Annotated in this window: 21 protein-coding genes; 7 read left to right on the forward strand and 14 right to left on the reverse strand. The window is 67.1% G+C overall.

Annotated features, from left to right (window positions below; translation table 11 throughout):
- Positions 1-27: 27 nt before the first annotated feature.
- The gene (locus CLV77_RS13270; RefSeq protein WP_236860984.1) at positions 28-744 is read right to left on the reverse strand and encodes a ComFC family protein; all 717 of its coding nucleotides are present in this window, start codon (positions 742-744) and stop codon (positions 28-30) included.
- A gap of 65 nt (positions 745-809) precedes the next feature.
- Between CLV77_RS13270 and CLV77_RS13275 the strand changes: the two genes are divergently transcribed.
- Positions 810-1,706 (forward strand): methyltransferase domain-containing protein, encoded by an 897-nt coding sequence (locus CLV77_RS13275; RefSeq protein WP_076979873.1) that lies wholly within the window; start codon positions 810-812, stop codon positions 1,704-1,706.
- Entirely contained in the window at positions 1,699-2,802 is a 1,104-nt protein-coding gene (gene hemH / locus CLV77_RS13280; protein WP_076979872.1) for a ferrochelatase, read from the forward strand. Before CLV77_RS13275 ends, hemH begins: the two co-directional genes overlap by 8 nt.
- A 122-nt stretch (positions 2,803-2,924) precedes the next feature.
- On the opposite strand, the gene CLV77_RS16545 is transcribed toward hemH, so the two are convergent.
- Positions 2,925-3,101 (reverse strand): hypothetical protein, encoded by a 177-nt coding sequence (locus CLV77_RS16545; RefSeq protein ID WP_100053131.1) that lies wholly within the window; start codon positions 3,099-3,101, stop codon positions 2,925-2,927.
- A 150-nt stretch (positions 3,102-3,251) separates the two neighbouring features.
- Positions 3,252-3,851, reverse strand: a complete 600-nt coding sequence (locus tag CLV77_RS13285; RefSeq protein ID WP_076979871.1) for a L,D-transpeptidase — start codon at positions 3,849-3,851, stop codon at positions 3,252-3,254.
- A gap of 162 nt (positions 3,852-4,013) precedes the next feature.
- On the opposite strand from CLV77_RS13285, the gene dalA reads away from it, so the two are divergent.
- Positions 4,014-4,577 (forward strand): divisome-associated lipoprotein DalA, encoded by a 564-nt coding sequence (gene dalA / locus CLV77_RS13290; protein WP_076979870.1) that lies wholly within the window; start codon positions 4,014-4,016, stop codon positions 4,575-4,577.
- 84 nt (positions 4,578-4,661) lie between these two features.
- Here the strand turns inward: dalA and CLV77_RS13295 are convergent, their stop codons facing one another.
- From CLV77_RS13295 to hslO, 7 genes are all read right to left on the reverse strand, one after another.
- The gene (locus CLV77_RS13295) at positions 4,662-5,153 is read right to left on the reverse strand and encodes a L,D-transpeptidase family protein (RefSeq protein WP_076979869.1); all 492 of its coding nucleotides are present in this window, start codon (positions 5,151-5,153) and stop codon (positions 4,662-4,664) included.
- 110 nt (positions 5,154-5,263) lie between these two features.
- Positions 5,264-6,031, reverse strand: coding sequence for an ion transporter (locus CLV77_RS13300; RefSeq protein ID WP_076979868.1), 768 nt, complete (start codon positions 6,029-6,031; stop codon positions 5,264-5,266).
- Positions 6,032-6,095: 64 nt separating this feature from the next.
- Positions 6,096-7,325, reverse strand: a complete 1,230-nt coding sequence (locus tag CLV77_RS13305) for a class I SAM-dependent RNA methyltransferase (RefSeq protein ID WP_076979867.1) — start codon at positions 7,323-7,325, stop codon at positions 6,096-6,098.
- A 37-nt stretch (positions 7,326-7,362) separates the two neighbouring features.
- Positions 7,363-9,264 carry an ABC transporter ATP-binding protein gene (locus CLV77_RS13310; RefSeq protein WP_083707775.1) on the reverse strand — a complete coding sequence of 634 codons (1,902 nt, stop codon included), beginning with the start codon at positions 9,262-9,264 and terminating at the stop codon, positions 7,363-7,365.
- 150 nt (positions 9,265-9,414) lie between these two features.
- On the reverse strand, positions 9,415-10,572 hold the full coding sequence (locus tag CLV77_RS13315) for a CCA tRNA nucleotidyltransferase (RefSeq protein ID WP_076979866.1): 1,158 nt from the start codon (positions 10,570-10,572) through the stop codon (positions 9,415-9,417).
- Positions 10,569-11,132 (reverse strand): CoA pyrophosphatase, encoded by a 564-nt coding sequence (locus CLV77_RS13320; protein WP_244901599.1) that lies wholly within the window; start codon positions 11,130-11,132, stop codon positions 10,569-10,571. Before CLV77_RS13320 ends, CLV77_RS13315 begins: the two co-directional genes overlap by 4 nt.
- A gap of 32 nt (positions 11,133-11,164) precedes the next feature.
- Complete coding sequence (gene hslO / locus CLV77_RS13325) at positions 11,165-12,226, reverse strand: Hsp33 family molecular chaperone HslO (RefSeq protein WP_076979865.1); 1,062 nt, start codon at positions 12,224-12,226, stop codon at positions 11,165-11,167.
- A 90-nt stretch (positions 12,227-12,316) separates the two neighbouring features.
- On the opposite strand from hslO, the gene CLV77_RS13330 reads away from it, so the two are divergent.
- Positions 12,317-12,757, forward strand: coding sequence for an NUDIX domain-containing protein (locus tag CLV77_RS13330; RefSeq protein ID WP_076979864.1), 441 nt, complete (start codon positions 12,317-12,319; stop codon positions 12,755-12,757).
- A gap of 40 nt (positions 12,758-12,797) precedes the next feature.
- Here the strand turns inward: CLV77_RS13330 and CLV77_RS13335 are convergent, their stop codons facing one another.
- Positions 12,798-14,141 carry a PP2C family protein-serine/threonine phosphatase gene (locus CLV77_RS13335; protein WP_416171599.1) on the reverse strand — a complete coding sequence of 448 codons (1,344 nt, stop codon included), beginning with the start codon at positions 14,139-14,141 and terminating at the stop codon, positions 12,798-12,800.
- Between the two features lie 197 nt (positions 14,142-14,338).
- Between CLV77_RS13335 and CLV77_RS13340 the strand changes: the two genes are divergently transcribed.
- The gene (locus CLV77_RS13340; protein WP_076979862.1) at positions 14,339-14,668 is read left to right on the forward strand and encodes an Hpt domain-containing protein; all 330 of its coding nucleotides are present in this window, start codon (positions 14,339-14,341) and stop codon (positions 14,666-14,668) included.
- 164 nt (positions 14,669-14,832) lie between these two features.
- Positions 14,833-16,053 (forward strand): argininosuccinate synthase, encoded by a 1,221-nt coding sequence (locus tag CLV77_RS13345; RefSeq protein WP_076979861.1) that lies wholly within the window; start codon positions 14,833-14,835, stop codon positions 16,051-16,053.
- A 26-nt stretch (positions 16,054-16,079) separates the two neighbouring features.
- Here CLV77_RS13345 and CLV77_RS13350 read toward each other — a convergent pair whose 3' ends face one another.
- Entirely contained in the window at positions 16,080-16,967 is an 888-nt protein-coding gene (locus CLV77_RS13350; RefSeq protein ID WP_076979860.1) for a ribokinase, read from the reverse strand.
- A 167-nt stretch (positions 16,968-17,134) separates the two neighbouring features.
- Here CLV77_RS13350 and mutS point away from each other — a divergent pair, with 167 nt between their 5' ends.
- Positions 17,135-19,780 (forward strand): DNA mismatch repair protein MutS, encoded by a 2,646-nt coding sequence (gene mutS, locus CLV77_RS13355; RefSeq protein ID WP_076979859.1) that lies wholly within the window; start codon positions 17,135-17,137, stop codon positions 19,778-19,780.
- 106 nt (positions 19,781-19,886) lie between these two features.
- On the opposite strand, the gene CLV77_RS13360 is transcribed toward mutS, so the two are convergent.
- Together CLV77_RS13360 and hrcA are read right to left on the reverse strand one after the other, a co-directional pair.
- Complete coding sequence (locus tag CLV77_RS13360) at positions 19,887-20,477, reverse strand: nucleotide exchange factor GrpE (protein ID WP_076979858.1); 591 nt, start codon at positions 20,475-20,477, stop codon at positions 19,887-19,889.
- Positions 20,478-20,488: 11 nt separating this feature from the next.
- Entirely contained in the window at positions 20,489-21,553 is a 1,065-nt protein-coding gene (hrcA, locus tag CLV77_RS13365) for a heat-inducible transcriptional repressor HrcA (RefSeq protein ID WP_076979857.1), read from the reverse strand.
- Positions 21,554-21,659 lie beyond the last annotated feature (106 nt).

The raw sequence follows: 21,659 nt of genomic DNA on the forward strand, positions 1-21,659 counted from the left end.
TTCGGGGTTTGTTGGAACTATAGGGATTTAGTCATCCTTCGCAACGCGTGCGAGGGTCTGCACGAAGACTTCCGCCGCGCCGGCGGAAAGACACGCCTCGGCCGCCGCCGCCAGGGTCGCCCCCGAGGTCATCACGTCGTCGACCAGCAGGATCCGCGCCCCCCGGATGAGGGCCCGATGGCGCGGCGTCACCGTGATCGCCCCCTGCATGTTGGCAAAGCGTTCGCGGGCATCCAGGCCCCGGTGCTGGCGTGTGGCCCGCCCCCGGCGCAGCAGGTCGGCGACCACCGGCAGGTCCAGCTCTCGCCCCAGCCCCAGCGCCAGCAGCGCCGCCTGGTTGTAGCGCCGCGCCAGCAGGCGCCGCCAATGCAGGGGCACCGGCACAACCAGGGTCGGGGACTCTGCCGCCCCTTCCAGCATCCGGCGCGCACCCCGTGCCATCCATGCCGCCGCCGGGCGGGCGAAATCCTGGCGATCCCCATGTTTCAGGCCCAGAACCAGCCGCCGCGCGTTGTCGCGATAAATCAGCGCCGTGCGCCCCCGCGACCAAGGCCGGGCAATGCGCAGACAGTCGTCGCAGGTGGCGCGCCCCTCCTCACCGCCGGGCCCGGGGGGCAGCGGCGCGCCGCACAGATCGCAGACGACCCCCTCGACAAAGGGCGTGTCCCGCCAGCAGGGGCCGCAAAGGCCGAAATAGCTCTCGACCGGCTCGGAACAGCTGATGCAGAGGGGCGGGTATACCATGCGCAGCAGCATTTGCATTTGTCCCCGTTCCCTCTAGATATGCGCAAACCTCGCCAAGGACCCCCATGCCAGCACCGCCCGAGATCTTCGACCGCGCCGCCGTCCGGCTTCACCGCGACCGCGCGCGGCACAGCGGCGACCCGGGCGCGCTGTTCCTGCATGACATCGCCATCGACGAGATCCAGCAGAGGCTGAGTGAGGTTAAAAGAACCTTTACCGACATCGTGATCGTGACCGGCCATCCCGAGACATGGGCGCCCGCCTTTCCCGGGGCCCGCGTGATCGAGGATACCGCCACGCTGGAGGTGGCCGAGGGGCAGGCCGACCTGGTGATCCACGCCATGGCCCTGCACCTTGCCAATGATCCGGTCGGCCAGATCGTCCAATGCGGCCGCGCGCTACGGCCCGACGGCCTGTTCCTGGCCGCCGCGCCGGGCGGCGAGACCCTGACCGAGCTGCGCAGCACCTTGGCCGAGGCCGAGATCGCCCTATCGGGGGGCCTTTCACCCCGCGTCTCGCCCATGGCCGAGATCCGCGACATGGGCGGGCTGTTGCAACGGGCGGGCCTGGCCCTTCCGGTGGCGGATGCGGTAAAACACCGCGCCAGCTACCCGTCGCTGACCGCGCTGATGCACGACCTGCGCGCGATGGGCGAGGCCAACGCTCTTGCCGGGCGGTTGCGTCACGCGACGCGGCGCGCCCTGTTCGAACGGGCGCAGACCCTCTACCAGCAGCATTTTCCCGATACCGGGACGCCGCCGGACGGGGCACCGCGCCTGCTGGCAACCTTCGAAATTCTGTTCCTGACCGCCTGGCGGCCGGACAGTTCGCAACCCCGGCCAGCGCGGCCGGGATCGGCCAGCCACAGCCTGGCCGAGGCATTGAATGCAATCGACATCCAAGGGTTGAACGGGCAGTCTGCCGGGATGACGGAAAGTGAAAGGGGACAGGTAGATGAGTGAGCAGACCGAGGGCGCCAAACAGCCATCAGCCAAGGCGGAATCCGCCGCCGCAGGAACCGTCCCAAACCACGCCCCGGCCGATCACCCGCGCATCAAGCCCGCCCGGATCGGCGTGCTTCTGGCCAACCTGGGCACCCCCGACGGGCATGATTACTGGTCGATGCGCCGCTACCTGTCCGAGTTTCTGTCCGACCGCCGGGTAATCGACTATTCCCCCTGGCTGTGGCAACCGCTGCTGCAGGGTGTGATCCTGACCAAGCGGCCCTTCACCTCGGGGGCGGCCTACCGCTCGATCTGGAACAACGAGGCGAACGAAAGCCCGCTTGCCACCATCACCAAGGCCCAGACCGAGGCGATCCGCCAGGACCTGGCCGCCAGCTTCGGTGACGCGGTGCAGGTCGAATACTGCATGCGCTATGGCAACCCCTCGACCCGTTCGGTGGTGGACCGGATGATCGCCGACGGCTGCCAGAAGATCCTGTTCTTCCCGCTTTACCCGCAATACGCGGGCGCCACCTCTGCCACCGCGAACGATGCCTTCTTCGCCGCGCTTTCCAAGGCGATCTGGCAGCCCGCCGCCCGCACGGTGCCGCCCTATTTCGACGATCCGGCCTATATCGACGCCCTCGCCCAATCGGTCGAGCGGGCCTATGCTGCGATGGAGAAAAAGCCCGATATTCTGGTCTGTTCCTACCACGGTGTGCCGGAACGCTACCTGACCCAGGGCGACCCCTATCATTGCCAATGCCAGAAGACGACGCGCCTGCTGCGCGAACGGCTGGGCTGGGGCGCGGACCAGCTGCGCACGACCTTCCAGTCGAAGTTCGGCCCCGAGGAATGGCTGAAGCCCTACACCGTCGAAGAGGTGGCGCGCCTGGCATCCGACGAGGGCAAGAAGCGAATTGCCGTCATCGCGCCGGCCTTCTCGGCCGACTGCATCGAGACGCTTGAGGAGATCAACGAGGAGATCCGCGAAAGCTTCGAGCACGCGGGCGGCGAATCCTTCACCTACATCCCCTGCCTCAACGACGACGCGGCCCATGTGGCGGCCCTGTCGGGCGTCATCCGCCGCAACCTGGAAGGGTGGATCGGCTAGGTTCTGCGTGATCGGGGGCGCCGCAGACGCGCCCGAGCGCGGCCCTGAGAGGGGATCCGCGCATGAAAAAAGGCGGTGGAACCCCACCGCCTTTTAATTGTTCTGTCCCTGAGGACTCGCGCTTAGCTGGTTGCAGCGGCGACGAGAACCAGAAGCAGCAGCGGAATGACGATTCCGGCGCTGGAGGACGAAGTGTCCTCAACGATCACTTCGGGCTCGATGATCGGCTCGACATAGCTACCGGCAAAAGCGGTAGAAGCGGCAACCGAGAACGCAGCAGCGAGAGCGATTTTTTTCATTGGATCCTCCGATTAATTTACTCACCTTGGGCTAATTCACAAACCCGCGATAAGTTCCAAGTCTGTACCTCGTTTTTTCGTTTAAGCAACAACACCATGCTTTTGCAATGGGATCGCTCAACGTACACAGGGTGGCACGGCCCTTTGTCGTCAAATTAGCAACACCTGTGTCCCCACCTTGGTCAGGGCGAAAAGCTCCTGGATGTGCTGATTGTAGAGGCCGATGCAGCCGTTCGACGACTTCCGACCGATCTTGCGCGTGTCGTGGGTGCCGTGGATGCGGTAATACTGCCAGCTGAGATAGAGGGCATGGGTGCCCAGCGGGTTGTCCGGGCCGGGGCCGACGAACTCGGGCCATTCGGGGTTGCGCCGGCGCATCGCCGGGGTCGGACGCCACGAAGGACCCTCGACCTTGCGGATGACCGAGGTGCGGCCCAGGCGGGTCAGATCCTCGGACAGCGGCACACTGGTCGGGTAAAGCTTGTAGACCGACTGATCCTCGGACCAGTAATGCGCGACCCGGCTGGTCGTATCGACCAGCACCGCGCCGTTGCGCAGGCTTTTGAAATAGGGGCGCCAGTCCAGCGATCTGAAGCTGGATACGTTGTGGCGGGCGATCTCTACCCCTTGCTCTGCCTGGCCGGCGGCGCTTTGCGCCAGCGCAGGAGAGGCGATCAGGCCGGCCGTGGCGGCCGACGCGGCCACGAAGGCGCGGCGGTTCACGGTCGAATGTCTGGACGGATCGGTCATGGCTTCCCTCACGAATAGTCCCAATTGCGTCAGATGGGCCCGAAAATGCACTTATCTGTTGAAATGGTGCGCCGGTGACAGCAGGGCCCTGAGTGCGAACGTTTGAATCCGGTTCTGGTTCCGGCTACAGCAGATCCAGACAATTTCAAGATCGGTGGTCCCATGATCCGTAAAATCGCCCTGCTGCTGCTTCCTACACTGTTTTTCGCCGCCTGCTCCCAGACGACCTTCGTCGCCGCGGACGGCACGACCAAGGTCGGCAAGGTCTATCGCCTGCCTGCCGGCAACTCCGACAAGGTCCAGCTTCGCATGCTGGATTCGGTCAACGCCCTGCGTCAGGCCGCCGGCGTTTCGCCGGTCGTGCTCAACGCCCAGCTCAACGCCGCCGCCGCGACCCACTCGCGCGACATGAGCGTCCAGAATCGTCCCTGGCACTTCGGCTCGGACGGCTCCTCGCCGCTGGAGCGGGCTGCCCGCGTCGGCTACACCGGCACCCTGAAGGGAGAGGCCATCTCGGAAACCTTCGAGACCGAGGTCGAGACCCTGGCCGCCTGGATGGAGGAAGAGGGCACCCGCGAGGTGATCCTGGATCCCGCAGCCCGCGACATGGGCTTTGCCTACTACCAAGAGACCAACGGCAAGATCTGGTGGACCCTGGTGCTGGGCGACCCCGGCACCCCGCCGGCCCGCATCACCGCATCGCCCAGCGCGACGGCGGCCTTCTGAACGACCTGATTCGTCCCCATCGGGACAAATGCAAAGGGCCGGGCGTCATCGCCCGGCCCTTTCGCGTTTAGATCAAACCCTGTTTCAGGGGTAGATGTCGATCGGGGTGCCGTCGCGGACCATGGCATAGATCTTTTCGATCTCGCGGTTGGTCACGGCGATGCATCCGGCGGTCCAGTCATCCCCGCCCTTGAAGAACAGGTTCTTCTGGCCGTGGATGAAGATGTCGCCGCCGGGGCTTTTGCCCATCGAGCTTGCGCGCGCGCGGTCGTCCTGGTTCGGGTAGGAGATGCCCAACGACAGGTGATAGCTGCTGTTGGGATTGCGCCTGTCGATGAAATAGCGCCCCTCCGGGGTCTTTCCGTCGCCTTCGAACTCCTTCGGGCCGTCGGGGGCGAATCCCAGCTCCATCCTGAACGCCTCGAGGACCTGCTCTCCGCTGTAAAGGACGATGCTGCGCGATGACTTGAAGACCGCGACGCGGGTGACTTCGGGGCCGGTGTAGGTCTGGAACTTGGAACAGCCGGCGACGACTGCCATCAGACCCAGCACGGCCAGGATTTTCAGGATTTTCATTTTTTTGCCTGCTCTGCTTGCCTGGGCCCGAGCATACAAAAATCACCACGACCCGACTAGGGGGCGCGGCCCCCGCGACACCGCGTTCCGGGCCGGCCGTGGCAGGAATATCAGGGCAGGCGGTCCAGCTTCTGCTCGATCGCCGCAAGCCGCGCCACCACCTCGTCGCGGTGGGCGTCGGTGCGGGCGTTGTCCTCTTCGTGGTGGGCGTCCTGCATCGAGTTGACGATGAGACCGACCACCAGGTTCACGACCGCGAATGTCGTGATCAGGATGAAGGGCACGAAGAAGGCCCAGGCCCAGGGGTAGACCTCCATGATGGGGCGGACCATGCCCATCGACCAGCTTTCCAGCGTCATGATCTGGAACAGTGAATAGCCCGAGCGGCCAAGGCTGCCGAACCACTCGGGGAAGGCCTCTCCGAAGATGTTCGTCGCCATCACCGAGCCGATGTAGAAGATCAGCCCCGTCAGCAGAAACACCGATCCCATCCCCGGCAGCGCCGCCAGGAACCCCTCGACCACGCGGCGCAGGCGGGGGGCGACCGACACCACCCGCAGAACCCGCAGGATCCGCAGGGCGCGCAGCACCGACAGGCTTTGCGCGCCGGGCACGATCGAGATGCCGACGATGAAGAAATCGAAGATTCGCCAGCCCGAACGCGGGAAATCGCGCCCGTAGGCGATCATCTTGGCGACGATCTCGGCAACGAAGACGGCCAGACATGCCGCATCCAGCGCCCGGATTACCCCGCCGAAACTGGCCATCACCGTCTCGGAGGTCTCAAGCCCCAGCAGGATGGCGTTGAAGATGATGACACCGATGATGGCGTTGCGCACGTCGGCGCGTTCCATCCATGCCTTCAGACGTTCTCTCATTCGCTTCTCAATGCCTCTGGTCCGCGCATTCGTTGGTTTCCGCGCCGGGGGTTAGCCTGGGCGATCAGCCCGGGGGATGGCCCAACGCGAAGCGGGCCGCAAGTTCGACATGTGCCGACCAGCGGAATTGGTCCACCACGTCGACCCGCTCAAGGACATATCCCCCCGCAACCAGCACCGCCGCGTCGCGGGCGAAGGTCACCGGGTTACACGAGACATAGGCCACCACCGGCACCCGAGCGCGCGCGATCTCGGCGACTTGGGCCGCTGCGCCGGCGCGGGGCGGGTCCAGCACCACGGCATCGAACCCGGCCAACTCGTCCGGCAGCAGCGGGCGGCGGAACAGGTCCCTTTGCAGGGTCTTCAGCGGGCGAAGCCCCTGCGCCTCGCGCCAGCCCCGGTCCATCGCCGCCAGCAATGCCTCGTCCCCCTCGACGGCGGTGACGCGGGCGCGCTCGGCCAGCGGCAGGGCGAAGGTGCCCATGCCGGCGAACAGATCCGCCACCTCGCGCGCATCGCCCACAGCCTCGGCGACCAGCGCTTGCAAGGCAGCCTGACCCTCAAGCGTGGCCTGCAGGAAGGCGCCCGGCGGCATCGCCACCCGGGCGCGGCCCAGGCTCAGCAGCGGGCGTTCACGCTCGGCGATGATCTCGTCGTTCCACGACAAGCGGGCCAGGCGGTGCTGACCAGTCAACTCGCCCAGACGCATCCGCAGGGCGCCGTCGGCGGGCTTGCCACCCCGGAACGCCAGGTCCGCACCCGACTCCGTCTCGGTCATGGTGATCGACATCTCGCCCTTGCGCGAAGCCCCCAGCGGCACGATCTCACGCACGGCCGGCAGGGCAGCCATCAGCCCGGGTGTCAGAAGCTGACAACCGGGGATGTCCACCACCACGTCCGAGCCGCGGGCGTGAAACCCCAGCAGAAGACCCGATTTCGTGCGTCGCGCCGTCAGGGTCGCCCGCCGCCTGGAGTTGGGTGGAGAGGTGTGGATCCCCCGGATCGGCGCCGGAAGATCCCGCGCCAGCAGAGACTGCCGCACGACATCGGCCTTCCAGTCCGCGACGAAGGCGTCATCGGCATGCTGAAGGGCGCAGCCGCCGCAGCGTTTGAAATGCACGCAGGGCGGCGCCACCCGCCGGTCCGAGGGATGAAGGATGCGCATCCCCTCCAGGCGGTCGTCCTCAAGCCGGCCCTCGACCCGTTCGCCAGGCAGGCTGCGCGGCACGAAAACCGGCCCCTCGGCGATGCCGTCGCCATGATGGCCCAGCCGTTCGATCACAAACTCTGTCATTCGTACGCTACTTCCTGCCTCGTCCCGCCGCGCATCGTCACGCGCCGGCATCTACCCGGTCGACCGCCGGATCGCCCACCTGCGCGTCGATCCCATTGGCCCCCTCTTCATCCGGCACGTCGTCGTCCATGCCGATGAAGCCCCCCGATTGCCGGTTCCAGAACCGCGCGTAAAGGCCGTTCTGCGCCAACAGGCTTGCGTGATCCCCCTCTTCGGCGATGCGCCCGTCCTGCATGACAACGATCCGGTCCATCCGGGCCAACGTCGACAGCCGGTGCGCGATGGCGATCACGGTCTTGCCCTCCATCACCCGTTCCAGCGCGGTCTGGATCGACGCCTCGACCTCGGAATCCAGTGCCGATGTCGCCTCGTCCAGAACCAGGATGGGGGCGTTCTTGAGGATGGCGCGGGCCAGGGCGATGCGCTGGCGCTGCCCGCCCGACAGCTTCACCCCCCGCTCACCGAGATGGGCGTCATAACCGCGCCGCCCGGCATGGTCGCAAAGGCCGGTGATGAACTCGTGGGCCTCGGCGCGGCGGGCGGCCTCGATCATCTCGTCCTCCGAGGCGTCGGGGCGGCCGTAAAGGATGTTGGCACGGGCCGAGCGGTTGAACATCGCCGTTTCCTGCGTGACCATCCCGATGTGACGGCGCAGGCTGTCCTGCGTCACCTCGCGGATGTCGCGGCCGCCGATGCGGACGCGGCCCCTCTCGGGGTCGTAGAGGCGCAGCAAAAGCGCCACCAGGGTTGATTTCCCGGCGCCCGAGGCGCCGACAATGCCCAGCTTCTCGCCCTCGGCGATGGCCAGGTCCACGCCCTGGATGCCGCCCGCGCGCCGGCCATAGGCGAAATCGACCCGCTCGAACGTGATGGGGCCGCCCGCGCCCAGCGGCGTGGCGTTCGGGGCATCCTTGATCCGGTCGCGGCGGGCCAGGGTGCGCATTCCGTCCTCGACCTCGCCGACGTTGGAATACATCGCCATCAGTGTGAAACTGACCCAGCCGGTCATCTGCGAAATTCGGATCGCGATGGCACCGGCGGCAGTGATGTCGCCGGCCGTGGCGCTGCCCTGGGACCACAAATAGACCGTGCCCCCGATCAGAAGCACCGGCAGGATCCCCGCGATCGCCATCAGCGAGAACCGGAAGCCCGCCGCCAGCCGCCCGAAATGCAGCGCCTTGTCGCGGAAACTGTGCATCGCGCCCAGCGCCGCGCGATCCTCGTGATCGTCATGGGCGAACAGCTTGACCGTCTTGATGTTGGTGATGGTGTCGACCACCTGCCCCGAGACCATGGCCCGCGCCCCCGCCCGCGCCGCCGAACGCTTGCGCACACGCGGCATGAACCACACGATCAGCGCGAAGTAGCCCCCCAGCCAGATCAGCAGCATCAGCGCCACCCGCCAGTCGATCGTGGTCAGCAGCAGGGCCGAGCCGATCAACGAGGCCAGCGCGAAAAACACCACGTTGACCGTCTCGACCGTGACATCGGTGACGGCGCGGGCGGTCTGCATCTGTTTCTGCGCGATGCGGCCCGCGAAGTCGTCGTCGAAGAAGGTCACCGATTGTCCAAGGGTCCAACGGTGCAGGCGCGACAGCACCAGCGGGTTGATGTTGGGCCCCACCACGATCGAGTTCGCCGCCGCCGAAAGCCCGAAGAGAAGCGGCCGCAGCACCATGAAGAACCCGGCAAAACCCAGCAGGAAGAGCCAATTGTCCACGAAGAACCCCTTGGGATCCGAGGCCAGCGCCAGGTCGATCACCTGCCCCAACAGGATGGCCGTCACCACCTCCAGCGTTCCGGCCCCCGCCGACAAAAGCCCCGCCAGCGCCAGGATCGGCAAGGCCCCCTTGAGGCACCAGAACATGAAGGCGCGCAGGGTCTCGGGCGGCGGGCCGTCCGCGGGGCGGAAGGCGTCGATGAGGTTCGCGATCCTCATGGGCGGCGACCGTCGGCTGGCCGCGGCAAGGGATTGGTGTGGATTGGGGGCATCTGTGGAACCTTTACGGGGTGATGCAGGATATAGCCCGCGACGGGTGCATTTGCCACGGTCGGGCGCGCTAAGGGCCGCGCCAGAGGATCCCGCCCCTCAGTCCAGCGCCAGCAGCGCCTCTCGCCCCAGGGTGAAGCCCGAGGCGATCCAGGCCTCCTCCAGCTGGTGCAGGCGCTGGCCCAGCGCAGCACCGGAATAGGCGGGCATCAAGTCCTGGGCCGAGACGGGGAAGCGGGCATTGCCGCCCTCCGCCACCTTGTCGGCGAGGTCGGCGGGCAGGGGTGATTCCAGCATCGCCGCCCGGATCAGGGACGCATCCAACGCTGCCTGCGCGCCATGGCGATAAGCATCGGCGGCGGGCGCACTGCCCCGCCCGGCCAGATCCCGCAGAAGGGCATGTCGGCGGCTGTCAGCGCGGCTCAGCCGCAGGGTGCCAGCGCCGTCCTCGTCCGCGATCAGGGCAAGGCGGCGGACGGCGTCCGGGCCCTGCCCAGCCGTCCCTTCCAGGTGCACCAACAGGGCAAGTTGCCGGGCGTCGGCGCCGGGTAGCACGCGTGATAGGATACCGGCCTGCTGCATGGTGGCGACCGAGGGCGCGGGATCGGGGGCGCCAAGCAGGCGCATCAACTCACCCCCCACCCTTTCGCGCGAAAGCTGCTCCAGCCCGTCGGCAAGCTCGGCCGCGGCGGCAAGCCCCTCGGGGTCGATCCCTTGGGCGGGGTCGCCATACCATGCGTGAAAACGAAAAAGGCGCAGGATCCTCAGAAAATCCTCGCGGATGCGCTGCTGCGGCTCGCCGATAAAGCGGAAACGGCGCGCCCGAAGGTCGGCCATGCCCCCGACCGGGTCAAAAATGGTGCCGTCGGGCCCGGCGTAAAGGGCGTTCATGGTGAAGTCGCGGCGCCGGGCATCCTCGGCAATGTCGGTCGAAAAGGCGACGACCGCGCGCCGGCCGTCGGTGGCCACATCCCTGCGCAGGGTCGTGACCTCGTATCCCGCGCCCTCGGCCACCACGGTGATGGTGCCGTGATCCTCCCCCGTGGGCACCGGCTTCAGACCGGCGCGGGCGGCCAGGTCGCTGACCTGCGCGGGGGTGGCGTCAGTTGCTATATCGATGTCGCCCACGGGCGCGCCCAGAAGCGTGTTGCGCACACAGCCGCCCACGAACCAGGCCCGCTTGCCCCCGTCCGCCAACGCCCCCATCACCCGAAGGGCGCCGGGATCGCGCATCCAGGGGGCATCAAGCCGCGTCATGGCGCGGCCCGATCGGCCAGGGAGCGCAGGATCCGGGCCGTGGCGCCCCAGATATAGTAGGGCCCATAGGGAACGGTGTAATAGCGCCGCTCGCGCCCTTGCCAGATCCGCGACTGCACAGCGTAATTTGCCGGGTCGAGGACATGGGCCAGCGGTACGGCGAAGACCTCGTCCACCTCCCCCGCCTCGGGCACACAGGCGAAATCCCGGTGCAGGATCGCAACCACCGGGGTCACCGAGAAACCGGTCACCGTCTCGTGCAGAGGCATGGTGCCGACGACATCAAGGCACCCGCTGTGGAGGTTGATCTCCTCATGGGCCTCGCGCAGGGCGGCGGCGATCGGATCGGCATCCTCGGGGTCCTGCTTGCCGCCCGGCAGGGCGATCTGCCCGGGGTGGTGACGCAGCCGCGAAGACCGCTTGGTCAGAATCAGTTCGGGCCCCGACGCGGTCCGGCGCACCGCGACCAGCACGGCAGCGGGGCGAAGCTCCCGCCCGGGCGGCAGGCGAAACTCGGGGTTGAGGTCGAAATCGGACGAGCTGCCACCGGGCCGCGCCATGGCCCGGTGCAATTGTTTCATCGGATCGGCGATCACGCTTCGTCCCGTGTCGCGGGGCCGCCCTCGGCCCCGTTCGCGGCACTGGACGCGTCCTCCCCTTCGGCCTCGCGGGTGGCCTCGAACCCAAGGGTCGCGGGGTCGAACTTGTAGTGGGCGCCGCAGAACTGGCAATCGGCGGTCACGATCCCCTCGTCGGTGGTCATGTGCTCGATGTCCTTGGACGAGTAGATCGACAGGCTCTGGCGCACACGATCGGCCGAGCAGGTGCAACCGAACTTGACCGGCTGGGCGTCGAAGACCCGCGGGGCCTCTTCGTGGAACAGCCGCAGAAGCAGCTCGGTCGGCTGCACCAGCGGGCCGATCAGCTCCAGGTCCTCGACCGTATCCAGCAGGATGTTGGCGCGGTTCCAGTTCTCACCCTCGTCAGGCGACAGCAGGTCCTCGGCGCTCAGGAGCGCGGGCTGGGCGGCGGCGCTTCCCTCGGGCTTGGCCGCGAAGGGAGAAGCCTTGGGCATCTGTTGCAGCATGATGCCGCCGGCGCGCCAGCCGGGTTCGTGCCCCGGCGACTGGCTGCGGCCGAAGGACAGGGCGAACCGGGTCGGCAACTGCTCGGACTGGGCGAAATACGTCTCGGCACAGGCCGAGAGAGAGCCGCCTGCAAGCGGGGTAATCCCCTGGTAGGGCACCGTGCCGTCACCCTGATCGATCAGAACCGCGAAATAGCCCTTGCCGATCTGCGGGAAGCCCGCGTCCTCACGGTCCAGCCGGTCGGCATCATAGCTGGCATAGGCGCGGATGCGGGCGGGTTCGCCCTCGGCCTCGGGCGCATAGTAATCGGTCGCGATGATCCGCACGGGACCGTTGCCCCGCACCTGGAGCGACAGCTTCCAACGCAGCTTGATGGTCTGGCCGATGATGGCGGTCAGCAGGGCCGCCTCGGCGACCAGCGCCTCGACGACGGGCGGATAGTCATGCTGCTCGAGAATACCCTCCAGCACCCCGTCCAGCCGCGCGACCCGGCCACGGATGTCGGACCGGTCCAGCTGAAATGGCAGGACGGTGTCGTCCCAGGCGATTTTCGATCCAAGCAACATGGGTTTCCTCTTCGGCCTCGAATTGGCATACCGCGTGCATATAGGCACGGGCAACCGGAACACCAACGCCCGCCCCGGGGACAGGTCCACATGATACGCCGCTACGACGAAGGCATTCGCAACGATCAGGTCTATCGGTGTCGTCCCGGCATCTATGCCATTCTTTGGCGCGAGGGGAAGGTCCTGCTGACCCTGCAGATGGGCGAGACCGCCGAATACCAGCTGCCTGGCGGCGGGATCGAGCGGGGCGAGCAGCCCCTACCCGCCCTGCACCGCGAGGTGGTCGAGGAAACCGGCTGGCGTATGCGGCTGGACCACAGGCTCGGCACCTACCGGCGGTTCACCTACATGCCCGAATATGGCTACTGGGCCGAGAAGCTATGCCACATCTACCTGGGTCGCCCGACCCTGCGTCTCGGCCCCCCGGTCGAACCGCATCACCACGCCGGCTGGTTCACGCCCGACGACGCGCTGGAGCGGTTGGCGAACGCCGGCGATCGCGCCTTTCTGGCGCAGCTTGTCGCGGCCTGACCGAAGGCGCTGCCGCAGTTATCCAGTCCCGCTTCATCGCTCAGGCGGCCGCCGTTCCTTGCGCGGCTTCGGGGTCCGGCGCCCCTTCATCAGGGGGCGTGGTGAATTCCAGGTTCACGACCGAGATGTCGTCGCCGAACCCGGCCTCACCCGCAAATCCTTCCAACTCGGCCATCAGCGCGTCCAGAAACCCCTGGCCTGTGGCCGCGCCGCAGCGGGTCAGGATGTCCTTCAACCCCTCCTGCCCCAGCTGCCGGCCCTCGGGATCCTCGCACTCGCCGATCCCGTCCGATGTCAGAAGCAGGCGGTCGCCTGGCGACAGGGTCAGCGGCAGGCGGGTGTAAAGCGCGTCAGGCAACAGCCCGACCGGAAAGCCGCCGCCGCCCGGAAACTCGATCCGGCCATCGCGCCGCTGGATGACCGGGTTGGGATGGCCCGCCTGGCACAGGGCCACCGCCCCGGTGGAAGTATCGACCTCGGCCAGCAGCAGGGTCAGGTAATGATCGCTTGCCACCTCGGCCAGCATCAGGCGGTTCAGCCTGGCGACCGTCTCTTCCGGGGGGCGGTGGACAAGCTGCCCCTCCCCGTCCCGGCGCAGGGCCAGGTGCCGCACGGGCGAATGCCCCGAAAGATAGCCCGAGAGCCGTGCCGTCACCAACGCCGAGCTGACACCGTGGCCCGACACGTCCAGCGCGTAGATACCAATGCGGCGGGCGTCGATCGGATAGGTCCCCACCAGGTCGCCCCCCACGTGCCCCGAGGCCCGCAGCAACAGCGAGATGCGCGCGCCGCCGTGGCGCTGATGCAGTTCCGGCAGAAGCGATTCCTGCAACCGCTGCGCCGCGCGCAGGTCCCGTTCCACCCCGTCATACATCACCCGCAACTCGTCCAGCGTTTGGTTCACGACGCGATTGCGGCTGCGAAGCTGGCCCTCCATCGCCAGGATCCTCTCGCCGGCGCGGATGCGGGCGCGAAGCTCGGACACATCCACCGGCTTGGTGACGAAATCATCCGCCCCGATGTCCAGCGCCGCCGCGACCGCGGCCTTGTCGCTGATCGAGGTCATCAGGATGAAATAGCCATATCCCTCCCGGTCCAGCTTGCGAAAGCTGCGGCAGAATTCGGGGCCTGACATGCCGGGCATGATCCAGTCGCAGATGACCATGTCGATCTGGGTCGTGCGGCAGATCTCCATCGCCCGGGCGCCCGACGCGGCCTCGAGCACGCGAAAGCCGAAGCGTTCCAGCGTCCGGCACAGGATACGGCGTTGGGTCGGACTGTCCTCGACCAGCAGGATGGTAAGCCGGCGTCGCGCGGCCGTGCCCGCGGCGACCGCGAGGGGTCCGATGCACGCCCTTGCCGCCGGGGGGCCGCCGGGCCGGATAGCGCCTCGGGCCGGGGTCCGGGGCGCACGTCGGGGCGGGCGTCCCCCGTCTCGGCGCGTGTTATCGGGCCGGTAGCGGCCCCGTTCTGCTGTCCAGGCTGCATCGGCGCCCTCCTTTCAGGACCACCGCTAACCGCGTGCGTCTTAATGTTCGTTGAATGTTTTTTTGTCCTAAATGCCCCGGACAGGAGGGTGCGATGCTGAACACCATCAAGTTTCACGAGTTGCTTCGCGAGTTGGGCGCGGGCGAATGCCGCGCGGTCATCGCAGTTTTCGCCGAGGAGGCCCAGGAAACCATCACGCAGCTTGGCGGCGCCATTGGCACCCCCGCGGCGGCACAGCTGTGCCACGGGTTGCGCGGCGCGGCAGAGGCGCTGGGCTTCGACGGGCTGGCGCGGCTTTGCCTTCTGCACGAGGACGGGAAATCCACGCCCCCGCCCGAGGCCGCCCCCGACGCCCTTGGCGATTGCCTTCAGGACAGCATCCGCCTGGCCGAGGCCGAGATTGACCGGCGCAGGCCCGCGTAGCGCGTCACCACCCCGCGCCGCCATCGCCCCGCGACCCTGCCGCCGGCTGCAAAGGCCACACCGGCGGCGGCTGGCCGGTCGCGACCGCGCCATCCCTTGCGCAGAAGGCTGTAAACCGATAATCGCGCCCCAGATCATCGGCCCCCAACATCGGAGCTTGCAACATGTCCGCGCCCAAGAAAGTCGTCCTTGCCTATTCAGGCGGCCTCGACACCTCGATCATCCTGAAGTGGCTCCGCACCGAATACGATTGCGAAGTCGTCACCTTCACCGCCGACCTCGGCCAGGGCGAAGAGCTTGAGCCCGCCCGCAAGAAGGCCGAGATGATGGGCGTCTCGGAGATCTATATCGAGGACCTGCGCGAGGAGTTCACCCGCGACTTCGTCTTCCCGATGTTCCGCGCCAACGCCCTTTACGAAGGGCTCTACCTGCTGGGCACCTCGATCGCACGGCCGCTGATTTCCAAGCGCCTGATCGAGATTGCCGAGGCGACCGGCGCCGATGCCGTCGCCCATGGCGCCACCGGCAAGGGCAACGACCAGGTCCGCTTCGAGCTGTCCGCCTACGCGCTGAACCCCGACATCAAGGTCATCGCGCCCTGGCGCGAGTGGGACCTGACCAGCCGTACCAAGCTGCTGGACTTTGCCGAGCGGAACCAGATCCCGATCGCCAAGGACAAGCGCGGCGAGGCGCCGTTCAGCGTCGACGCCAACCTGCTGCACACCTCGTCCGAGGGCAAGGTGCTTGAGGATCCCGCCGACGAGGCACCCGATTACGTCTACCAGCGCACGGTCCACCCCGAGGATGCGCCCGACACCCCCGAGTATATCGAGGTCGGGTTCGAGAAGGGCGATGCCGTCTCGATCAACGGCGAGGCCATGTCGCCCGCCACCATCCTGACCCGCCTGAACGAGCTGGGCGGCAAGCACGGCATCGGCCGCCTCGACCTGGTCGAGGGGCGTTTTGTCGGCATGAAATCCCGCGGCATCTACGAGACCCCCGGCGGCACCATCCTGCTGGAGGCCCACCGCGGCATCGAGCAGATCACCCTGGACCGTGGCGCGGCGCATCTGAAGGACCAGATCATGCCGCAGTATGCCGAGCTGATCTACAACGGCTTCTGGTTCTCGCCCGAGCGCGAGATGCTCCAGGCCCTGATCGACAAGAGCCAGGAGCATGTGACCGGCACTGTCCGGCTGAAGCTTTACAAGGGCTTGGCCCGCACCGTCGGCCGCTGGTCGGATCACTCGCTCTACTCGGAAGAGCATGTGACCTTCGAGGATGACGCCGGCGCCTATGACCAGAAGGACGCGGCGGGCTTCATCAAGCTGAACGCCCTGCGCCTGCGCCTGATCGCCATGCGCAACCGTCGCCTCAAGGGCTAAGGGAGTCGGGGCCCGGGCGGGCCCCGTCACCGAGCCTTCTGAAATTCAAGCACCTCGGCAAGGGCCGGTATCGCGATGGCGGCACCGGCCCTCGTCACCTGTATCGCCGAGGCTGCCGCCGCGCGGGCCAGCGCCTCGCGCGGGTTCAGCCCCCCGTTTGGCCCCCCGTCCAGCCCGGCAATGAAGTAGCCCGCGAAAGTGTCACCCGCGCCGGTCGTATCGACGGGATCAACCTTGAAGGCAGGCTGTTCCACCGTCTCCTGCCCCTGGACGTAAAGGCCCACGCCGCGCGCGCCACGGGTGACGACCAGCGTCGGCACCGGTATCTCCTCGACAGAGCAACCCAGCATTTGGCGGATCTCCTCGGCCTCGCCCTCATTGCACAGAAGAATATCGCACAGGGGCAGCATTGCCCGAACCGCCCCGGCATCGAAGGGCGCGGCGGAATAGGCCACGCGCAGGCCCTTCGCCCGACCGATCGAAGCGGCCTCCTCGACCGCGTTGGTCTCGTTCTGAAGCATCAGCGTGTCGCCCGGCGCGGCAGCGGCGAGGGCCTGGGTGATCCTTCCTGTGTCCAGGCAGGCGTTGGCACCGGCAAGGATCACGATGGCATTTTCCCCGGAATCATCGACGTTGATGATGGCGTGGCCCGTCGGCCCCGCCTGCCGGTCGACGCCAGCGACGTCCACCCCGGCCTGCGACAGGGCCGCAATGGCCGCGTCGCCGTCGGGGCCCACCGCGCCGACATGGTGCACCGTCGCCCCGGCGCGTGCGGCCGCGATCGACTGGTTGGCACCCTTGCCGCCCAGCCCGCAGGAATAGTCATGCGCTGCTATCGTCTCGCCGGCGCGCGGCAGCTCGTGCACCCGGTAGACATGGTCAAGATTGATCGACCCCAGAACCCAGATACCCATGTCGCATTCTCCATGAAACAGGGCCTAACCAAGGGCATTTCCCCGGTTTCGGCCGCGTTCTGCCCGCGGGTGAATTCCCGCTTTTCGTCGCTGTCGCGCACCGTTAGTCTTTTGCGAAATTCTGTTCGGGGGCAACCGTGAGTGTAGCAAAGACGGCTGTCACGCCGATGATGGCGCAATTCCTTGAAATCAAGTCCGAGCATCAGGACGCGCTCCTGTTCTACCGGATGGGCGATTTCTACGAGATGTTCTTTGACGATGCCGTCGCCGCCGCCGAGGCGCTGGACATCTCGCTGACCAAACGCGGCAAGCACCTGGGCGATGACATACCCATGTGCGGCGTGCCGGTGCATGCTGCCGAAAACTACCTGCTGACCTTGATCCGCAAGGGCTTTCGCGTCGCCGTCTGCGAACAGACCGAGGATCCGGCCGAGGCCCGCAAGCGCGGCTCGAAATCCGTGGTCCGGCGCGAGGTCGTGCGCCTCGTCACCCCCGGCACCCTGACCGAGGATGCCCTGCTGGACGCCCGGCGTCACAACTACCTTTCGGCCTGGGCACAGGTGCGCGACACGGCGGCGCTGGCCTGGGTCGATATCTCGACCGGCGCCTTTCACGTCATGCCCTGCCCCGCCGTCCGCCTGTCGCCCGAACTGGCCCGCCTGACCCCGCGCGAGGTTATCGTTGCCGAGGGCGCGCAGGAGCCCCTGCGCGATATCGCCCGCGAGATGGGCGCGGCGCTGACGCCGCTGGCGGCCTCCGCCTTCGACAGCACCGCGGCCGAGCATCGCCTGACCGATCTTTTCAAGGTCGGCACGCTCGAGGCCTTCGGGCGCTTCGACCGGGCAGAGCTGGCGGCCATGGGCGGCATCGTCGAATATCTGACCCTGACCCAGAAGGGGAATCTGCCGCTGTTGCGGGCGCCGGTGCGTGAACAGGCGCGCGATGCCGTGCAGATCGACGGCGCCACCCGCCGCAATCTGGAACTGACCCAGGCCCTGTCGGGGGGACGCGCAGGGTCGCTGATATCTGCCATCGACCGGACGGCCACCGCCGGGGGCGCCCGGTTGCTTGAGCGGCGCCTGTCCAGCCCCTCGCGCCATCTGGAAACGGTGCGGGCGCGCCACGACGCCGTCGAATGGCTGGTCGAGAACCGCGCCATCGCCGCCGACCTGCGCGACACGCTGCGCAAGGTGCCGGATCTGTCGCGGGCCTTGTCGCGCCTGTCGCTGGAACGTGGCGGGCCGCGCGATCTGGCCGCCGTGCGCAACGGGTTGGAGCAGGCGGACCGCATCGCCGATAGCCTTTGCCGGCTTGAGATGCCGCCCGTCCTGGCCGAGGCGGTGCAAAGCCTGATGGGACATGACGCCCTTCTTGAACGGCTGCAATCGGCGCTGGTGGCGGAGCCGCCGCTCCTGGTGCGCGACGGCGGCTTCATCGCCCCCGGGGTGGACCCCGAACTGGACGAGGCGCGCCAGCTTCGCGACGAGGGGCGCGGCGTCATCGCCCGCCTGCAGGCCCACTATGCCGAGGAGACGGGGATCCAGAGCCTGAAGGTCAAGCACAACAACGTGCTGGGCTATTTCATCGAGGCTACCGCCACCCATTCGGCCAAGCTGCTGGCCGAGCCGTTGTCGCAACGCTTCATCCACCGCCAGACCACCGCCAACGCCATCCGCTTCACCACAGTCGAACTGAGCGAGCTTGAAACCCGCATTCTGAACGCTGGCGGCCGCGCGCAGGAGATCGAAAAACGGCTCTTTTCCACGCTTTGCGACGAGGTTTTGGCCCTCGCCCCCCAGCTTGGCGATGCCGCCGCAGGGCTGGCAGAGGTCGATCATTCCCGCGCTCTGGCCGACCTGGCGGTGGAATGCGACTGGTCGCGCCCGCAGATGGAGGACAGCCGCGCCTTCGACATTCGCGGCGGACGCCATCCGGTGGTAGAACGCGCCCTTCGCCAGCAGGGGGGCGCCGCATTCATCGCCAATGATTGCGATCTGTCGGGCGAGGACGGCACCGGCGCCGATCCCGCGCGCATCTGGCTTCTGACCGGTCCCAACATGGCCGGTAAGTCGACCTTCCTTCGGCAGAACGCGCTGATCGCGCTGCTGGCGCAGGCCGGTTCCTACATTCCCGCCACCTCGGGACGGATCGGGCTGGTGTCGCAGATTTTCAGCCGCGTCGGCGCCTCGGACGACCTGGCGCGGGGCCGCTCGACCTTCATGGTCGAGATGGTCGAGACCGCCGCCATCCTCAACCAAGCCGACGAGAATGCGCTGGTCATCCTGGATGAGATCGGGCGCGGCACCGCCACATACGATGGCCTGTCCATCGCATGGGCGACGTTGGAGCACATGCACGACACCAACCGCTGCCGCGCTCTTTTCGCTACCCATTACCACGAGCTGACCGGCCTCTCGGCCAAGCTGGAGGGGGTGGAGAACGCCACCGTCGCCGTCAAGGAATGGGAGGGCGAGGTGATCTTCCTGCACGAGGTGCGTCGCGGCGCCGCCGACCGCTCCTACGGGGTGCAGGTGGCGCGGCTGGCGGGGCTGCCGGCCTCGGTCGTGGAACGGGCGCGCACCGTGCTTGAGGCCCTTGAACAGGGCGAGCGCGAGGGCGGAAAGCGCAAGCAGACCTTGATCGACGATCTGCCGCTTTTCTCGGCCACGCCGCCGCCACCGGTCCGTCCCGCGCCCCCCGCCGCCGATCCCCTGGCCGAGCGGTTGGAGGCCGTGAACCCGGACCAGCTGACGCCCATGGAGGCGCTGAACCTCGTCTACGAGATGAAGGCGCTGGGTCGCGATCGGGGCTGAAGCGTCCACGCGATCCACGGACCAGGCGCGAAAAGAAAAAACCGGGCGCTGGGGCCCGGTTCATTCAATCGTCCATAGAAAGCGTTGCCCCAGCGGGGCCTGCCCCTCAGCTGGCGGGGGTCGAGGACACACCGACCTGCGCCGGGCGCAGAAGGCGGTCGTGCAGCAGGAAGCCTTCGACCATCACCTGGATGATCTCGCCGGCGCGGGTGCCGGGCAGCGGCGCTTCGAACATGGCCTGATGCATCTGGGGATCGAACTTGTCGCCAACCTCGGGGCTGACGGGCGTGATGCCGTGCTTGGAAAACACATTCAGAAGCTCGCGCATGGTCAGTTCGATCCCTTCCAGGATCGGACCGGCGGTGCTGCGATGCTCGTCATTGGCGGCATCCAGCGCCCGGCGCAGGTTGTCGTAGACCGGCAGCATGTCGCGGGCCAGCTTGGAGCCGCCATACTGCTCGGCCTCGCGCCGGTCGCGGTCGCTACGCTTGCGCATGTTCTCGGCATCGGCCAGCGCCCGCAGCAACCGGTCCTTCAGCTCATCCCGCTCTTCGGTCAGGGCAGCCATCTCGGCCGCGCCGGAGGGGCGCTGCTCGTTGCTGGCCTCGTCATCCGTGATGTCGATGAGGTCGTCGGATTCCGCGTTCATCAGTTCGTCGGGATCGTCCAAAAAGGGGTTTTCTCTCGATTCAGCCATTTCGTCACCTGTCAGCCTCGGTCGGAAATCAGCTTTCCCACCAGTTGCGCGGTATAGTTCACGATCGGAACGACGCGTCCGTAGTTCAGCCGCGTCGGACCGATCACACCGACCGCGCCCACAATCTTTCGGTCAGCGTTCATATATGGGCTGACGACCAAAGAGGAACCCGAAAGTGAAAAAAGCTTGTTCTCGGAGCCGATAAAAATCCGCACACCATCGCCTGCCTCGGCCAATTCAAGGAATTCCGCGATGTCCCGCTTGCGCTCCAGGTCGTCGAAAAGCGAACGGATGCGGTCAAGATCGGCCTCGCTGCCGCCCTCACCCAGCAGATTCGCCCGGCCGCGCACGATCAGCCGCTCGTTCTGACCGTCGGCGTCATCCCAGATCGCCAGGCCGCTCTCCACCAGATCGCGGGCCAGCACGTCGATCTCCTGCCGGCGGCGGGCGATCTCCTTGGTCATCCGCGCGCCCAGCTCGGACAGGGTCAGCCCCTCTGCGACGGCGTTGACGAAATTCGCGGCCTCGCGCATGGCCGAAGGGGTCAGTCCCGGCGGCGGGGTGAAGACACGGTTCTCGACCTGGCCGTCGGCAAAGACCAGAACCACCAGCGCCCGGTGCGGCGCCAGGCTGACGAATTCGATATGCTTGATCGGGGCCTCGTGCTTGGGCGCAAGCACCAGGCTCGCCCCCCGCGTCACGCCCGACAGGGCCGCGCCCACCCGGTCAAGGATGGAACCCACATCCCCGTTGCTGTTGCCGACCGTCGCCTCGATCCGCAGACGGTCGTCGGGCGTCAGGTCATCGACCTCCAGAAGGCCGTCGACGAACATCCGCAACCCCTGTTGGGTCGGGATCCGCCCGGCCGAGACATGGGGGCTGTCCAGCAAGCCGAGATGCTCCAGATCCTGCATCACGTTGCGCACGGTCGCGGCACTGATCCGTTCGCTCATACTGCGCGTGAGCGTGCGCGAACCGACGGGGTCCCCGGTGATCAGGTAACCCTCGACGACCCGGCGAAAGACTTCGCGGGAGCGGTCGTTCATCTGTTTCAGTATGTCGCCGCTGTCGGTCATGTGATCCGCCAATCGTGGAATGCCATTAAATCCGTCGCGCTGGCGGGGTCAATCAGGGCTTGTCTTGATCAACCACGCCCGGCTATCTGTGCCGCAATCAATGGAC

Origin of the sequence: Brevirhabdus pacifica, assembly GCF_002797755.1 — a bacterium.
GTDB classification, from domain to species: domain Bacteria; phylum Pseudomonadota; class Alphaproteobacteria; order Rhodobacterales; family Rhodobacteraceae; genus Brevirhabdus; species Brevirhabdus pacifica.

Coding starts and splice junctions, on each gene's coding strand:
- CLV77_RS13285 (WP_076979871.1), bottom strand. CDS start 3,851: ATGACCGATCCGTCCAGACATTCGACCGTGAACCGCCGCGCCTTCGTG.
- CLV77_RS13320 (WP_244901599.1), bottom strand. CDS start 11,132: ATGGCGCGGCCCGGTGGCAGCTCGTCCGATTTCGACCTCAACCCCGAG.
- CLV77_RS13295 (WP_076979869.1), bottom strand. CDS start 5,153: ATGAAAATCCTGAAAATCCTGGCCGTGCTGGGTCTGATGGCAGTCGTC.
- CLV77_RS13340 (WP_076979862.1), top strand. CDS start 14,339: ATGCTGAACACCATCAAGTTTCACGAGTTGCTTCGCGAGTTGGGCGCG.
- hemH (WP_076979872.1), top strand. CDS start 1,699: ATGAGTGAGCAGACCGAGGGCGCCAAACAGCCATCAGCCAAGGCGGAA.
- CLV77_RS13270 (WP_236860984.1), bottom strand. CDS start 744: ATGGTATACCCGCCCCTCTGCATCAGCTGTTCCGAGCCGGTCGAGAGC.
- CLV77_RS13360 (WP_076979858.1), bottom strand. CDS start 20,477: ATGGCTGAATCGAGAGAAAACCCCTTTTTGGACGATCCCGACGAACTG.
- CLV77_RS13305 (WP_076979867.1), bottom strand. CDS start 7,325: ATGACAGAGTTTGTGATCGAACGGCTGGGCCATCATGGCGACGGCATC.
- CLV77_RS13275 (WP_076979873.1), top strand. CDS start 810: ATGCCAGCACCGCCCGAGATCTTCGACCGCGCCGCCGTCCGGCTTCAC.
- dalA (WP_076979870.1), top strand. CDS start 4,014: ATGATCCGTAAAATCGCCCTGCTGCTGCTTCCTACACTGTTTTTCGCC.
- CLV77_RS13310 (WP_083707775.1), bottom strand. CDS start 9,264: ATGAGGATCGCGAACCTCATCGACGCCTTCCGCCCCGCGGACGGCCCG.
- CLV77_RS16545 (WP_100053131.1), bottom strand. CDS start 3,101: ATGAAAAAAATCGCTCTCGCTGCTGCGTTCTCGGTTGCCGCTTCTACC.
- CLV77_RS13345 (WP_076979861.1), top strand. CDS start 14,833: ATGTCCGCGCCCAAGAAAGTCGTCCTTGCCTATTCAGGCGGCCTCGAC.
- CLV77_RS13350 (WP_076979860.1), bottom strand. CDS start 16,967: ATGGGTATCTGGGTTCTGGGGTCGATCAATCTTGACCATGTCTACCGG.
- mutS (WP_076979859.1), top strand. CDS start 17,135: ATGATGGCGCAATTCCTTGAAATCAAGTCCGAGCATCAGGACGCGCTC.
- CLV77_RS13330 (WP_076979864.1), top strand. CDS start 12,317: ATGATACGCCGCTACGACGAAGGCATTCGCAACGATCAGGTCTATCGG.
- hslO (WP_076979865.1), bottom strand. CDS start 12,226: ATGTTGCTTGGATCGAAAATCGCCTGGGACGACACCGTCCTGCCATTT.
- CLV77_RS13315 (WP_076979866.1), bottom strand. CDS start 10,572: ATGACGCGGCTTGATGCCCCCTGGATGCGCGATCCCGGCGCCCTTCGG.
- hrcA (WP_076979857.1), bottom strand. CDS start 21,553: ATGACCGACAGCGGCGACATACTGAAACAGATGAACGACCGCTCCCGC.
- CLV77_RS13300 (WP_076979868.1), bottom strand. CDS start 6,031: ATGAGAGAACGTCTGAAGGCATGGATGGAACGCGCCGACGTGCGCAAC.